This is a genomic window from Anaerotignum sp. (assembly GCF_040307045.1).
Taxonomy (GTDB): Bacteria; Bacillota; Clostridia; order Lachnospirales; family Anaerotignaceae; genus Chakrabartyella.
The window spans coordinates 325,163-340,271 of record NZ_JAWRKF010000020.1; the positions used below are offsets into that span (position 1 = coordinate 325,163).

Genomic DNA, 15,109 nt, shown 5'->3' on the forward strand with positions numbered 1-15,109 from the left:
TAAACAATGGAAAAAGTGAATATTAAGGAGGAAATTTTATGAGTAACCACGCCAGTAATGTAGCAAATCCGGCACCCTTAGGCCTATTGGGGTTTGGTATGACTACTATTTTATTGAACTTACATAACGCAGGTATCATTTCTTTATCCGCAGTAATTATTAGTATGGGTCTCTTCCTTGGCGGCTTTGCCCAGGTTGTGGCTGGCATTATGGAGTTCAAAGCAGGGAATACTTTTGGTGCAACTGCTTTTACTGCTTATGGCGCGTTTTGGTGGTCTTTGGTAGGTATTTGGGTATTGCCCTTTATGATACCACAAGGTGGAGTTCAAGGTGCAGATGAGATTTCTATGGGATTCTATCTGTTACTATGGGGTATTTTTACACTAGGTATGTTTATCGGCACTTTTAAACATAATATTGTTACCAGAGTCGTATTTGGTTCTTTAACACTATTATTTTTCCTGTTAGCATTGGGTGACTTTACAGGAAGTCATTTTATTAAGACAATTGCCGGTTACGAAGGCATTTTCTGCGGGGCGAGTGCTATTTACTCTGCTCTTGGCCAAATTATCAATCATGAATTTCAATCAGATGTACTAAAGCTGTAATCATTTTGCGGTGGGTTTAGGGCATGTTGTCTTCTTTTGAGAGAATGGCCTTTTACGTACAAAGCTTATTTTGCAAAGCAACAGGCGTTTTTAAATAAAAAAATAAAGCGTCCTTTTATGCCATTATAATGGTTACGAAGGCCGCTTTTTTTCTTGTCTATTTATTCATATTTCGTATATGCATATAAACAGTGTTCTTTGAAATACCTAGATGTTCTGCAATGGTGATTACAGAATCCTTTAAATTAAAAATGCCCTTTTGATATAGGAGAGAAACAATTTCCTTGTTTTTATTGGAGGATGAAATGGAAAGATTGCTGTAAACTGTTTTCTTAGCTTCCTCTAAAGCGTGCAACATAAGCTCTGTTGTATTTTCCACAAAAGTTTCAGAAATGTTCTCTTGCTTTGCATTTTCCCCCGGAGTCATGCATTGAATCAAAGAAGAAATAGGTGTGGCAAGATACATATTTAAGCAAAACAGGCCAATGATATTACCTTTTTCACCGACAATAGCTGAGATAGAAGCCTTGAATGTTTCGCCTCTTTTATTTTTTGCAAAATAGTAAAGATGTTTTAAGTCTGGTTCAGCCATCATACGATTCAAAAAAGATAGGGTAACTTCAGAAATTGCAGCACCAATTTGTCTGCCTGAAAGATGTCCATTAAGAATATGCATAACGGAGTGATCCATATTCTCTAGGTTATGTATTACGACTTCGCAAAAGTCACCCCAAAATTCCGCCACTCCATTCGCAACATTTATATAGGAATACAAAATTTCTCTATCTCGCTCTGACAATGTAGAGATTGGACTTTCCATGGTACACCTCCAATAAAGTTATATATTCAATAGTATACCTAAAAGCGTGTACCATTTCAAGTACAATGAAGAATTTTACATAAAAACACTAGTATATGTGTAATTAATTAGAATATTCTATAAAAAAAATGGAATGGCAATGTATATTAAAAAGAATTTGCATATAAAAGTTAAAATAGTTCAGTCTCCTTTGGCATACGTCGAACCACTTGTGCCAATGTTGGCACAAGAAAGATCAAAGAACCCACCCAAGCTAGGGGGTTAGAGGCACAAGCACCAGAATAGCCCAAAAGCTTTGCTAAAATAACTACGGACAAACAACGCATAATCAATTCTGATATGCCTGCCAAAGTTGGAACGAAGCTGTAACCCAAGCCTTGCAAAGAATAGCGAAATACAAATAGCAAAGCCAATAAGGAATAACAAGCACCATTGATAATCAAATACTGATGAGAAAGGGCAATTGCCTCTGCATTATCTTTGAGGAACAATGCAGATAGAGAATCTCCCCAAAATATATCGATATAGCCCATCAATAGAGCAAAAAATACGGACAATAAGCTACATTGGAAAATGCCTTGACGAATTCGGGCTGGCTGATTGGCACCATGATTTTGACCGACAAATGTTGCCATGGCAATGCCGAATGACATCAATGGCAAGATGCCGAAAGCATCAATTTTTTGTGCCGCTGTATAGGCAGCAACCGCTTGAGACCCAAGGTTGTTCAGTGCATATTGAACAACGATGGTGCCGATAGCAATAATGGAAGACTGAAAGCCCATAGGTAAGCCTAGACGCAAATGGTGGTGCCAATCCACTCTATTGAACTTGAAGTGTTCCTTGCTTAAGCGAAGAATAGGGATCTTTTTGTTGATATAAATGATACATAATAATCCGGAAATAAGCTGAGCGGTCACTGTGGCTATGGCAGCGCCTCGCACACCCATCTTCATTGAAAGAATCAGAAAATAATCTAATACAATATTTAAAATGCAAGCGATAATTAGGAAATACAGGGGGCTGTTACCATCTCCCACAGCACGCATTGCATTTGATGTTAAATTAAAGAGCATACAAGTTCCAATGAATCCCATAATGATGATTATGTAGCCATAGGCGTCTTCCATAATTTCTGCTGGTGTATGTAAAGCTACTAATAATGGCTTTGTTATCAACAAACCAAAAATTGTGAGAAAAATTGTAACAACAAGCCCAATTAAAAGGGAAGTGGCAAAGCTACGTTTTACACCTTCCTCATCCTTTGCTCCAAAACGTTGTGCGGTTATGATGGACATACCTGAGGTTAGACCAGTGGCGAAGCCTACCACAAGAAAGGTCAATCCACTGGTGCAGCCAACTGCCGCCAATGCGTCAGAACCAAGTATTCTACCAACGATAAAAGCATCAGCCATATTGTAAAACTGTTGAAATAAATTCCCAATTAAAAGGGGTAGTGAAAAAAGAAAAATTTGCTTTGCAGGATGCCCTACAGTCAAGTTTCTCATGAAAATAACCTCCTTTTTTAAGTTATTATTTATAAAAAAATATCAAAGCAAAGAAAAAATACCTTAAAAAAGGTATTTTCTTTTTGTAGTGAATTATTCAATTGAAATTTGGGTTTGAAAAATGAGTCACTCGGGGCTCGAACCCGAGACACCTGGATTAAAAGTCCAGTGCTCTACCAACTGAGCTAGTGACCCACAACGAAACTTAGTATACAAGATAAAATGCTATCTGTCAATCACTTTTTTTAAAGTTACTAGAAAAAATTTTATCTTTCTTTTATTGGTGGATTAGGATAGAATAAAAAGAAATTAAGAATTATGTAAGGAAGTATGTATAAATTTGTAAAACAAATTTGCTATGATAAAATAGTAACTTTGTGTAAAAAAAGGGGGTTCCTTGGGATGGATAAGTTTAATATTCTTGTTTGTGATGATGACAAATCTATTGTTGATGCAATTGAAATTTATTTGAGGCAAGAGGGCTATAATATCATTAAAGCCTACAATGGTCTTGAGGCATTAAAGGCTCTGGAGAATCACGAAATTCATTTAATTTTACTAGACATTATGATGCCCAAGTTGGATGGATTGAATACTACGGTAAAAATTAGGGAAACATTAAACATCCCTATTATAATACTCTCTGCAAAGTCAGAAGATACGGATAAGATTTTGGGCTTGAATTTTGGTGCAGATGATTATATTACGAAACCGTTTAACCCATTAGAGCTATTGGCTAGGGTAAAAAGCCAGATGCGCCGTTATACAGCCCTGGGAAGCATTGCTGAAAAAAGTAATGTCATTAAAATTGGAGACTTGGAATTGGACAAAGACGCTAAAGAAGTCCGCGTGGGTGGAGAACCTGTTAAGCTTACAGCCACAGAGTATGGCATTTTGCAGCTTTTGATGGAAAACGCTGGAAAGGTTTATTCAATTGATCAAATTTATGAAAAAGTTTGGAATGAACTTTCCTTTGCCCCTGAAAACACGGTGTCAGTTCATATCAGACGTATCCGTGAAAAAATCGAAATTAACCCGAAAGAGCCCAGATATCTAAAGGTGGTGTGGGGCATTGGATACAAAATTGAGAAAATATAGGAGTTATCAAACCAAATGGAAGATAGTCGCAGTTGTAGTGCTTTTTATATGTGCGATGGCAAATTTTTTCTGCGGAATCGTAACGGCCAATATCTCTAGTCATTGGGATAAAGATATTATAGAGGCGGGTTCTGTGTATGAAACCTACGAGTTTAGAAGTCAATTTGCCCAGGTTTTAGATGATGTCATTATGACAGAGGTTTATTATCGAAATGAAAACCGCATTCTAAGCGGTGAGTTGGTTGATCGGGATGAATTGATTGTTGACTTTAAACGATATTATGGCATCAAAGACGGTATTATAACAGGCAATACTTCCATCAATGAAGATTTTGATGGGCTTGTGATTCATGGAAGTATTCCAAATTCTTTAAAAACCAATTTTAACGAGTATAAAGAGTTAGTGGAGAGTCGATTGCCTTTATACCGAAAAATGTATATACAGAATCAGTTGGATGAATATAAGCGTAGTGTACGATTTTTAAGCGGGTTAACGAATTTTGTTTATTACGTTGAAGATGCATATGGAAATGTTGTTGCAGGAAACACAACCCGAGGGGAAATGAGCAATATTGATCGTACTGTTGTTCTTTCAGCTGGCTTTAGCAATGATACCATGGGTGTTATGCCTTTTTGTCAAAAAAATGCCTTGATGGAAAATAGCGACTACAAAATATATGCAGGTATTCGGGAGCCTTTTGCATTTGGTGATGATTTTTATGATCTTGGGCAAGAATATACCTTTGCAAAAACGAGTCTACCAATTTTATTTGGTGTATTTACGGTCTCAACGATAATCATTTTACTATGCCTTATTTATTTATTCCGTGTTTCAGGGCAAGGTGAAAAAGGTGGAAAAGTTACATATTTAGCGGTAGATAAGATTTATAACGAGGTACACTTTTTATTAATATGTGGATTAATAACGTCTTCTACACTATTTGGATTTGCCCTACTATCTAATATTTTAAGGGAAACAGCTATTTTTTGGGCATATATTTTCACCACTATCCTTGGTGTAGTGTATATTGCTAATGTTGCAGCAATTGTTTCATATATTTGTTCTGTTGCAAGGCAGATAAAGGGCAAGATTTTCCTACGAAATACGTGGGTGTCTGTAACCATTCGACGGATGGCAGAATTATTCACCGGTAAGACCTTTAGGGGATGGATGATTTTTGTTATGCTCTGTTACGGTTTAGGAAACTGTGTAATTATGGGAGCAATCATTTTGACAGCACAGCTGGGGCTTATTTTTATTTGCTTCTTGTCTGCACTGGGTTTACTAATTTTCAACGCTTTTTGTATGTTTTTATTTTTAAGGGCATTGCGTTCTTTAAAAAGAATTATGATTTCTGCCAGAGAAACATCAAAGGGCAATTTGCAATTCAAACTGAATCTGCAAGAAATCTCTCCATCATTTTTAAATTTTGCTACTGATATAGCAAATATACAAGATGGATTGAAAAACTCTGTTGAAGATGCAGTCAAAGGCGAGCGGATGAAAACGGAGTTGATTACAAATGTTTCTCATGATTTAAAAACCCCCTTAACCTCCATTATTTCCTATGTTGATTTACTGCGCAGTCTGAAGTTGGAGGATAAAAGAGCTTCAGAGTATGTAGATATTTTGTATGATAAATCCTACCGGCTAAAACAACTTATCGAGGACTTGATAGAGGCAAGTAAGGTTTCTAGTGGTAACATTACTGTAACAACAACAAGGGTGGATTATCGACAGATAACTTTGCAGGCTATTGGAGAATTGGAAGAAAAGATTGAGGCAGCTGGGTTGGAAATCAAAGTAAGTTGCCCGGAGCCCCTTTATATTTCTGCAGATGGTAGGCATTTATGGAGGATATTGGAAAACCTGGTTTCGAATGCAGCAAAATATTCCATGCCGAATTCTAGGGTATATATAGATATCTTCCAAGCTGAGGGGAGAGGGATTTTGGTAATGAAAAACATTTCTGCCAGCCCTATCGACTTTGATGAAACAAGATTGACAGATCGCTTTGTGCGGGGTGATGCTTCTCGTACGACTGAAGGCTCAGGGCTAGGTCTTTCCATCGCTCAGAGTCTAGTTGAGGCACAAGGCGGAACTTTTGGGATTAAGGTGGATGGAGATTTATTTAAGGCTATCGTAAGTATGCCTCTTTGGGAGAGAAAGAACGAGCCCTATTATATGGAGGATGACGATACAACAGAACAAGCTACATCAGAAAAAGAGTAATCTTACATGTATAGTGATTAAAGTGATATGGTTTTTCCATATTGCTTTTCTTTTTGTAGTCTTTCAAATCTTTCTGACAAAGATGTAGTTTATAAGCTATAAACCATAAGAAATATAACTAAATTTATGGTTTTTCGTGGAAATATGCTCTTGATTGTCTGAATGACAGTGTTGTATACTGATGAATGGGTTTAAAGCCTTTCTGAAAACTCCATTCGTCTATCTTTTTTACTACTTTCTAATGTTAAAAGTTTCCTTAGATTAGAGTAAGTATCAATTTTACCATTAATTATTGAGTGATAACTTACGGGATGGGGTTTTTAAAAGTGCATTATTATTATAGAAGGAGGGATTAATTTGTGGGGAAATTTGAAGGCCCACATAAGCGGTGGTGAAAGTGCTTTTTTGATTTTTCTAAAATGGGTAATTATTGGGGGTATTGTTGGGGCGGTTGTTGGTACCATTGGTATTGCCTTTCATTGGGTGCTAGAGGTGGCAACCTCTTTTCGAATGGTACATCCTGTCATAGTATGGTTTCTCCCAGTTGCTGGTCTTTTGATTATTGGTCTTTATCATCTTTTGGGCATGAAAAACGACAGGGGAACAAATTTCATTTTGGTTGCAGTTCGACAAAATGAGGAAGTATCCCTTAGAACGGCGCCGCTGATTTTTTTAAGCACTGTATTGACCCATCTTTTTGGGGGTTCGGCAGGTAGAGAAGGTGCGGCATTGCAATTGGGTGGAAGCATTGCCTCTTATATGGGGCGCATTATAAATCTTAATGAAAAAGATAAAAGAATTATTACTTTAAGTGGAATGGCAGCAGGGTTTTCGGCTCTTTTTGGCACACCCCTAACAGCAGTTATTTTCTCAATGGAGGTAATTTCTGTGGGAATTATGCATTATTCTGCCATTGTCCCTGGAACTGTTGCAGCTTTGGTTGCCGCGGGTTTAGCCCAAAGTTTGGGGTTTCATGCAACTGCCTTCACTCTTTTTGGCGTACCTCAAGGGTTAGACCTAAAGATAGCATTTTCTGTGGGGGTTTTGGGCATTATTTGTGCCATGGTTAGTATGATGTTCTGCATCGTTATGGACAAAATGGCTCATGGATATAAATTATACATAAAAAGTCCATATATAAGGGTTTTTATAGGCGGAGCCTTAGTAATTGGGCTAACCCTCCTTTTGGATTGTAATGACTATAACGGCGCAGGTATGGATATCATTCAGAAAGCAGTAAATGGGGAAGCAAAGTCAGAGGCGTTCTTATTGAAAATTTTATTTACTGCAATCACATTGGGTGCAGGCTTTAAAGGCGGAGAGATTGTTCCTACATTTTTTGTTGGGGCAACCTTGGGGTGTGTATTGGGGCCTATTTTAGGGATTTCCCCCTCGTTTGCGGCTGGGTTGGGCATGACAGCCGTTTTTTGTGGGGTGACAAACTGTGCAATCGCATCGGTAGTGCTTTGTATTGAGTTGTTTGGCGCCACGGGAATTGCATATTATGCTCTTTGCTGTGGAATAAGCTATATGTTATCTGGTTATTATGGGCTATATAGCGAGCAGAAAATTATGTATTCAAAGGTTAAGCCAGAATTTATAGACAGAAGTGTAGTTTAAATAAGTGAATGCACGAATATACAGTGTTTATGCAAATATATATTCATGCTTAAATCTTAATTTTAAATTAGTAACCTTCCTTTTAAAAGGGTATTTCATGGCACTTATAATGTCAAAAACGGCATGAGGATGCAATATGCACAAAAAATGAGTGAATATTATAAATTTATAGTGAAAAAATATTATTGTATTTTATGCAATAATAGAGTATAATTCCTAATGTAGATAAGCACAAAGAAATGTGCCAAAGGAAACGTGAAAAAATGGGAGGAAGAAGAATATGAAAAAAATTTTAAAAGGAATTTTGGCTACAACAATGGTAGTTACAATGACAGCAGCATTGGCTGGCTGTGGCGGCGGTTCTGATGATGCAGCCCAGTCAGATGCAGCTCAGGATGGGGCAAGTGATCAGAAGGAAACTCTGATTATGGCAACGAATGCAGAGTTCCCTCCTTATGAATTTTATGAAGGCCAGGGCATTGTAGGTATCGATGCAGAAATTGGTGCTGCCATTGCAGAAAAATTAGGATTTGACTTTACAATTGAAGATATGGCTTTTGATTCCATTATTCCTGCTGTTGCAAGCGGCAAGGCAAGCTTTGGCATGGCTGGCTTGACAGTTACACCTGACCGCTTGGAAAGTGTAGATTTTTCTGATTCTTATGCAACAGGTGTTCAGGTTGTTATCGTAAAAGAAGATTCTCCAATTACAACTGTTGATGATTTGTTTGCTGAAGGTGCGAACCACACTGTAGGTGTACAGACAGGTACAACAGGTGATATTTATGCTTCCGATGATATCGAAGGTGCGGGCTTAGGTACAATTGAACGTTACAATAAAGGTGCTGACGCAGTTCAGTCTTTGGCGACAGGTAAAATTGACTGTGTAATCATTGACAATGAACCTGCAAAAGAATTTATTGCAGCTAACGAAGGTTTGAAAATTCTTGAAACAGAATATGCAGTAGAAGATTATGCTATCTGTTTTGCTAAGGATAGCGAATTAACAGAACAGGTAAATTCTGCTTTGAAAGAACTTATTGCTGATGGAACTGTTCAGGCAATTGTTGATAAATATATCAGTGCAGAATAAATTTTATTACGCTTTAGAAATAGGGGCGAACTTCGCCCCTATTTTGGTCTTTAAAAAGAAGGAGGGTTTCTATGGCTGAATGGCTGGAACAACTAAAAGCCCAGTTTGAATTAAACTTTATAAAGGACGACCGGTGGCGTTATATTCTAGATGGTTTGGCTGTGACGCTAAAGGTAACTTTTTTTGCCGTAATTTTAGGTATTGTAATTGGTGTTTTCATCGCAATTATACGTTCTACCTACGATAAAAATAAAAAAGAAATGCGCCCTGGCTTTGGGAAATTTATTTTAACTTTTTTGAATGCAATTAGTCAGGTGTATCTAACCGTGATTCGTGGTACCCCTGTTGTTGTACAGTTAATGATTATGTACTACATTATTTTTGCTTCCTCCAATAACAAAGTAATGGTAGCTGTATTGGCATTTGGTATCAACTCAGGTGCGTACGTGGCCGAAATCGTACGAAGTGGTATCATGTCAGTGGATGGAGGACAGTTTGAAGCAGGACGCAGCTTGGGCTTTAATTATGTGCAAACCATGCGTTATATTATTGTTCCACAAGCCTTTAAAAATGTATTGCCAGCTTTGGCAAATGAGTTTATCGTTTTATTAAAGGAAACATCTGTTGCGGGTTATGTTGCGTTGCAAGATTTGACAAAGGCCGGTGACATTATTAGAAGTAGAACTTTTTCTCCCTTTATGCCCTTGATTGGTGTAGCACTCATTTATCTGGTTATGGTAATGTTCTTCACCTGGCTAGTAGGTAAGTTAGAAAGGAGGTTGAGAAATAGTGAACGCTAATGAAACCTTGATCAAAGTTGAAAATGTGCAAAAGTATTATAATAACGGTGCTATTAAGGCGCTTGATGGCATCAATACAGAAATAAAAAAGGGTGAAGTGGTAGTTGTAATTGGTCCTTCGGGGTCTGGCAAGTCAACGTTCTTACGTTGTTTGAACTTATTAGAGGTGCCCACAGGGGGTAGCATATACTTTGAAGGTGTTGATATTACGGATGTAAAAACAAATATCAATACGCACCGTCAGCGTATGGGGATGGTGTTTCAGCACTTTAATTTGTTTCCCCATATGACTATTTTGAAGAATATGATTATTGCTCCAATGAAACTTCAAAAGAAAAGTGAAGAAGAGGCAACTGCATTAGCAATGGAACTTTTAAAAAGGGTTGGCTTGGAGGACCGTGCCAATGCTTATCCCTCTCAGCTTTCAGGAGGGCAGAAACAGCGTATTGCCATTGTACGTGCGTTATGTATGCAGCCCGAGGTTATGCTTTTTGATGAACCCACTTCCGCTCTAGACCCAGAAATGGTAGGCGAAGTTTTGGAAGTAATGAAACAGCTGGCAAAAGAAAATATGACTATGGTTGTTGTTACCCACGAAATGGGATTTGCAAAAGAAGTCGCTTCTAGAGTTATGTTTATGGCAGACGGGAAACAAGTGGAAGAGGGTATTCCTAGAGAAATTTTTGAAAATCCGAAAAGTGACCGTTTACAGACTTTTCTTGCAAAGGTTTTGTAAGTTATTTTAAAACGATATCAAATCAAACATAAAATAGACCTGCTTTCGTTTATCTGAAGTAGGTCTTTTTTATGAAAGATGTAGAGATTTAAACAATGTTTTCCAGTGGGGAAATTCCAATGAATGGTAATGACTTCATTTGCTAGAAGTATTTAACTTATTAAGGGTTTTCGCTTTTACGCCACCGGGTTGCTAGTAATAATATAGAGACATTGCTTTTCTGGCTGACTTAAAATGCAGTAAATAGGCGCCTAAAAACTGGTAATTGTAATATTTTAAAAGAGGATGGGTTGACAGGATGATCCAATGGTATTACATTTGAACATAAGACCTTAGAAAAATTGATAGGCTATAACAATTTTCAAATATTTGCTATGTTGAAGAAAAATTTTTAAGGTTTCATGCGCTAATGATATATTTATTGGTTAAGGTAGTAGACAGTTGCTATACTCAGTGACTTTCACATGGATAAGCCGATTTATATCAATTTATGTAAATGCCCCTTTTGTTTGCCTGTGTTCTTTCTAGAGTTTAGGGGTTTTAAAAGAGGGAATTATAAAATAAGGTAGAAAAGAATTTGAAAAATAATATCGTGGGAAGGCAACAGATCACATAGTTGCACTATGACATTGATTTTGTTGTAACCGATGAAACCTAATTACCAAAATGGCATTAAGCCGTATATATAGGAAAAAATCAGGGAAGAAAATGAGTTTGAATTATTTATAATAACAATGATAATAAAAGTCAGAATTAGGAGGTATACTATGATTTTAGTTAATACAGATTATATTACGGGAAAGGAATTGCAAATGATTGGATTAGTACAAGGGGCTACGATTCAGTCTAAAAATATTGGGAAGGATATTGGTGCAGGACTTAAGGGACTAGTTGGCGGGGAGTTATGCGGATACACAGAAATGATGACAGAGGCAAGAAATATTGCAACCCAGCGCATGATAGACATGGGAAATAGCTTGGGAGCAGATGCCATAGTGAATGTTCGTTTTACAACTAGCTCGGTTGCGGCAGGGGCAGCAGAGGTGATGGCCTATGGCACAGCGGTTAAGTTCAAATAAAAGTCGCATCTTTAGTATATATAAAGTTGTTCAGCTGGGTTAATGTTTTGAATAGCTTTATTTTGGAGGGAGCAGTTTGCTGTGTTTATGACAATTGGTGATGGGGACTATCAAATAAGCCAGTTCCTGGATAAAAGTCAGGCAAAGGATACAGAGTTTTTATCTGTGTCCTCCTATGATGAAATGGAAAAAAGATCCAAATCTTGGGGGATCTCCATGACGATTCTTGAGGAGGCCCGTCGTTTTGGTTATGCAAAGTATGATTCTTTTGAAAACTTTGACTGTATTAGTTTGGAAATGCCGGACTTTCATAATATATTGATCAGCTATGGCAGCGTCATTATTTATCTTGAGAAGGGCAGGGCGTTTTTTTTTACTTCTCAAAAACAAAGAGTTATGGATATTCTTGAGGAAAGTGCTAAAAATTTAGGAGAAAGAATTTCCTTAAATCGCATTATTTATTTATTTTTTGAATCACAAACTAGGCAAGATTATGAAGTTTTTGATACCATCGAAAAGGAAATTATGGACTTAGAACAGCTTTTAATTACTTCGCAAAATCACAATTGTGTCAGTGATATTATAAGTTTGCGAAAAAGGCTAATGTTTTTAAAGAGGTTTTATGAACAGTTTTTAAATGTCCTTGATATTTTGGGGGAGAACGAAAATGGTATTTTTGATGGAAAGACCTTGCGTTCTTTTAAAATGCTAAACCGAAGAACAGAACGAAGATTTCAAAGTGTTTTAAACCTACGGGACTCTGTCACTCAAGTCAGGGAGTCTTATGAGGCGGAAGTAGACATAAATTTAAACTCTACCATGAAAGTTTTCACCGTAGTAACTACTATTTTCCTGCCTTTAACGCTTATTGTAGGTTGGTATGGTATGAACTTTAGCATGCCGGAATATAGCTGGAGATATGGTTATCACTTTGTAATTATCATTTCAATAATTTTTATTGTGGCAGGAGTTTATTTTTTTAAAAAAAACAAATGGTTTTGAGATGTGGAATTTTCTGAAAAAGTGTTGACAGAAATGATTTTGGTGCTATAATCATAAGTGTTTCAAAATGAAGATTTCAAAGCGTTGATGAGGATAGTAGTCTTTTCGAAACGGACAGAGAGGGACATCTGATTGAAAATCATGGGTGGAAATGTCCTGCGTTAAGAATGTGTACGAATACCACCTCGGAGTGGCTCTAATAAAGCCCGTTGACTACGTTACAGTCCTAAATGAGAGGTTTTTTAACAAAAAGGGTGGAACCGCGGGAGATAGTTGCTCTCGTCCCTTTCCGGAAGGAAAGTGGATGAGAGTTTTTTTATTGCAATCTGCTTTCTGTTGAAACTTTTATTTTCGAAAAGGAGAGGAAAATCATGAAAATTACATTAAAAGATGGCGTTGTAAAAGAATTTGATCAGGCAGTATCTGTATTGGATATTGCAAAATCGATTAGCGAAGGCTTAGCAAGAAATGCGTGCGCTGGTATTGTTGATGGAGAAGTAAAAGATTTGCGATTTGTTGTAGATCAGGATGCAGAGGTAAGCATTTGTACATTTGAAGATGAAGCAGGTAAAATGGCATTCCGCCACACAACTTCTCATATTTTGGCCCAAGCTGTAAAAAATCTTTACCCTGATACAAAATTGGCTATAGGGCCTGCAATTGCAGATGGTTTCTATTATGATTTTGACCGTGAGAAGGCATTTACTCCAGAAGAATTAGAAGCAATTGAAGGGGAAATGAAAAAAATCGTTAAGGCTGATTTGGCTATCGAACGCTTTGAATTGCCTCGTGCAGAAGCAATTCAATATATGGAAGAAAGAAATGAACTTTATAAGGTGGAATTGATTCAGGATTTACCTGAGGATGCAAACATTTCTTTCTATAAGCAAGGGGATTTCACAGATTTATGTGCAGGCCCTCACTTGATGAGCACAAAATATGTAAAAGCCATTAAGTTAACTTCTGTTGCAGGTGCATACTGGAGAGGTAGCGAAAAAAATAAAATGCTCTCTCGTATTTATGGTACTTCCTATCCTAAGGCTTCCGAATTGGAAGCATACTTAACAATGATGGAAGAAGCAAAGAAGCGTGACCACAGAAAATTAGGCAAAGAGTTAAAACTATTTGCAATGTTGGATGAAGGCCCTGGTTTCCCTTTCTTCTTGCCAAAGGGTATGGTTCTGAAAAATACTTTGTTAGAGTATTGGAGAGAAATCCACAAAGAAGCTGGGTATGTTGAAGTTTCCACACCAATTATCATGAACAGACAGCTTTGGGAAAGAAGCGGTCATTGGGATCACTACAAGGATAATATGTATACAACAGTGATCGATGATATGGACTTTGCCATTAAACCAATGAACTGCCCTGGTGGTATGTTGGTGTACAAGCAGGATATGCACTCTTACAGAGATTTGCCGATGCGTGTTGGCGAAATCGGCTTGGTTCATAGACATGAAAAATCCGGTGCTTTACATGGTTTGATGCGTGTTCGTTGTTTCAATCAGGATGATGCTCATATTTTCATGACTGAAGAACAGATTAAAGATGAAATTAGTGGCGTTATTCGTCTGATTGACAGCGTTTATAAGCTGTTTGGTTTCAAATATCATATTGAGCTTTCCACAAGACCTGAAGACAGTATGGGTTCTGACGAAGCATGGGAAATCGCTACAAGTGGTTTAAGAGATGCTTTGGATGAAAATGGAATTCAGTATGTGGTTAATGAAGGCGATGGTGCATTCTATGGCCCTAAGATTGACTTCCATTTGGAGGACTCTATCGGCAGAACATGGCAGTGTGGCACAATTCAGTTGGATATGCAGATGCCTGAACGCTTTGAATTGGAATATACAGCAGCAGATGGCAGCAAAAAACGCCCTATTATGATTCACCGGGTTGCGTTTGGTTCCATTGAACGTTTTATCGGTATTTTAATTGAGCATTTTGCAGGCCAGTTCCCTACATGGTTGTCCCCTGTACAGGTTAAGGTGCTACCTATTTCAGAAAAATTTGCGGATTATGCAAAACAGGTTGCAGGTTCTTTGGATCAAGAAGGAATTCGTGTAGAAGTTGATTATCGTGCTGAAAAAATCGGCTATAAAATTAGAGAAGCAAGAAACGAAAGAGTGCCTTATATCATCGTTGTTGGCGAAAAAGATGTAGAGGTAAACAAAGTATCCTTGCGTTCTAGAAAGAATGGCGAAGAAGGCCAGGTAGATTTGACCGATGTCATTGCCAGAATAAAAGAAGAAATTGCTACAAGAAGCATGGATTAATCATATTCCGGGCATAGATAAAGCGTATCTCTGCCCGGAATTTTAAAAAAATAAAAAATATGTTGACGAAGCTTACATAAAATGATATACTACTACGGTAATAAAGAAGAAGTTCCGCTTCTCACCTTATGGCATGGGCTGAATAGGGTTAATACACGATTTGTAAAACAGGGATGTTGCTCTGTTTTTCTGTGTGCGGCGGATTTCTTCCGGCGCATTTTTTTTGCGCACTT

General features: G+C 37.5%; 12 protein-coding genes, 1 tRNA gene and 1 pseudogene. 11 read left to right on the forward strand and 3 right to left on the reverse strand.

Features of this window, described 5'->3' with window-relative positions:
* Positions 1-38: 38 nt before the first annotated feature.
* Complete coding sequence (locus tag ABVZ64_RS11580) at positions 39-608, forward strand: acetate uptake transporter (RefSeq protein WP_352401170.1); 570 nt, start codon at positions 39-41, stop codon at positions 606-608.
* A gap of 157 nt (positions 609-765) precedes the next feature.
* Here ABVZ64_RS11580 and ABVZ64_RS11585 read toward each other — a convergent pair whose 3' ends face one another.
* From ABVZ64_RS11585 to ABVZ64_RS11595, 3 genes are all read right to left on the reverse strand, one after another.
* Positions 766-1,428 carry a helix-turn-helix transcriptional regulator gene (locus ABVZ64_RS11585; RefSeq protein WP_352401171.1) on the reverse strand — a complete coding sequence of 221 codons (663 nt, stop codon included), beginning with the start codon at positions 1,426-1,428 and terminating at the stop codon, positions 766-768.
* A 170-nt stretch (positions 1,429-1,598) separates the two neighbouring features.
* Positions 1,599-2,936, reverse strand: coding sequence for an MATE family efflux transporter (locus ABVZ64_RS11590; protein ID WP_352401172.1), 1,338 nt, complete (start codon positions 2,934-2,936; stop codon positions 1,599-1,601).
* A gap of 122 nt (positions 2,937-3,058) precedes the next feature.
* A tRNA-Lys gene (locus ABVZ64_RS11595) sits at positions 3,059-3,131 on the reverse strand.
* A 222-nt stretch (positions 3,132-3,353) separates the two neighbouring features.
* Here ABVZ64_RS11595 and ABVZ64_RS11940 point away from each other — a divergent pair.
* From ABVZ64_RS11940 to thrS, 10 genes and pseudogenes are all read left to right on the forward strand, one after another.
* A pseudogene (locus tag ABVZ64_RS11940) lies at positions 3,354-3,671 on the forward strand (response regulator); the annotation flags it as partial.
* Positions 3,672-3,842: 171 nt separating this feature from the next.
* The gene (locus ABVZ64_RS11945; protein WP_502892598.1) at positions 3,843-4,034 is read left to right on the forward strand and encodes a winged helix-turn-helix domain-containing protein; all 192 of its coding nucleotides are present in this window, start codon (positions 3,843-3,845) and stop codon (positions 4,032-4,034) included.
* On the forward strand, positions 4,009-6,267 hold the full coding sequence (locus tag ABVZ64_RS11605; protein ID WP_352401173.1) for a histidine kinase dimerization/phospho-acceptor domain-containing protein: 2,259 nt from the start codon (positions 4,009-4,011) through the stop codon (positions 6,265-6,267). Before ABVZ64_RS11945 ends, ABVZ64_RS11605 begins: the two co-directional genes overlap by 26 nt.
* Positions 6,268-6,624: 357 nt before the next feature.
* Entirely contained in the window at positions 6,625-7,887 is a 1,263-nt protein-coding gene (locus tag ABVZ64_RS11610) for a chloride channel protein (protein WP_352401174.1), read from the forward strand.
* Positions 7,888-8,167: 280 nt separating this feature from the next.
* Positions 8,168-8,980 (forward strand): transporter substrate-binding domain-containing protein, encoded by an 813-nt coding sequence (locus ABVZ64_RS11615; RefSeq protein WP_502892596.1) that lies wholly within the window; start codon positions 8,168-8,170, stop codon positions 8,978-8,980.
* A 71-nt stretch (positions 8,981-9,051) separates the two neighbouring features.
* Entirely contained in the window at positions 9,052-9,780 is a 729-nt protein-coding gene (locus ABVZ64_RS11620) for an amino acid ABC transporter permease (RefSeq protein ID WP_352401175.1), read from the forward strand.
* Positions 9,770-10,516 carry an amino acid ABC transporter ATP-binding protein gene (locus ABVZ64_RS11625; RefSeq protein ID WP_352401176.1) on the forward strand — a complete coding sequence of 249 codons (747 nt, stop codon included), beginning with the start codon at positions 9,770-9,772 and terminating at the stop codon, positions 10,514-10,516. Before ABVZ64_RS11620 ends, ABVZ64_RS11625 begins: the two co-directional genes overlap by 11 nt.
* A gap of 767 nt (positions 10,517-11,283) precedes the next feature.
* Positions 11,284-11,595: a heavy metal-binding domain-containing protein gene (locus ABVZ64_RS11630; protein ID WP_352401177.1), complete on the forward strand. Its 312-nt coding sequence runs from the start codon at positions 11,284-11,286 to the stop codon at positions 11,593-11,595.
* Positions 11,596-11,682: 87 nt separating this feature from the next.
* Positions 11,683-12,597 (forward strand): magnesium transporter CorA family protein, encoded by a 915-nt coding sequence (locus ABVZ64_RS11635; protein ID WP_352401239.1) that lies wholly within the window; start codon positions 11,683-11,685, stop codon positions 12,595-12,597.
* A gap of 371 nt (positions 12,598-12,968) precedes the next feature.
* Positions 12,969-14,876: a threonine--tRNA ligase gene (thrS, locus tag ABVZ64_RS11640; RefSeq protein WP_352401178.1), complete on the forward strand. Its 1,908-nt coding sequence runs from the start codon at positions 12,969-12,971 to the stop codon at positions 14,874-14,876.
* Positions 14,877-15,109 lie beyond the last annotated feature (233 nt).

Coding starts and splice junctions, on each gene's coding strand:
- thrS (WP_352401178.1), top strand. CDS start 12,969: ATGAAAATTACATTAAAAGATGGCGTTGTAAAAGAATTTGATCAGGCA.
- ABVZ64_RS11585 (WP_352401171.1), bottom strand. CDS start 1,428: ATGGAAAGTCCAATCTCTACATTGTCAGAGCGAGATAGAGAAATTTTG.
- ABVZ64_RS11630 (WP_352401177.1), top strand. CDS start 11,284: ATGATTTTAGTTAATACAGATTATATTACGGGAAAGGAATTGCAAATG.
- ABVZ64_RS11615 (WP_502892596.1), top strand. CDS start 8,168: ATGAAAAAAATTTTAAAAGGAATTTTGGCTACAACAATGGTAGTTACA.
- ABVZ64_RS11635 (WP_352401239.1), top strand. CDS start 11,683: ATGACAATTGGTGATGGGGACTATCAAATAAGCCAGTTCCTGGATAAA.
- ABVZ64_RS11945 (WP_502892598.1), top strand. CDS start 3,843: ATGGAAAACGCTGGAAAGGTTTATTCAATTGATCAAATTTATGAAAAA.
- ABVZ64_RS11620 (WP_352401175.1), top strand. CDS start 9,052: ATGGCTGAATGGCTGGAACAACTAAAAGCCCAGTTTGAATTAAACTTT.
- ABVZ64_RS11580 (WP_352401170.1), top strand. CDS start 39: ATGAGTAACCACGCCAGTAATGTAGCAAATCCGGCACCCTTAGGCCTA.
- ABVZ64_RS11590 (WP_352401172.1), bottom strand. CDS start 2,936: ATGAGAAACTTGACTGTAGGGCATCCTGCAAAGCAAATTTTTCTTTTT.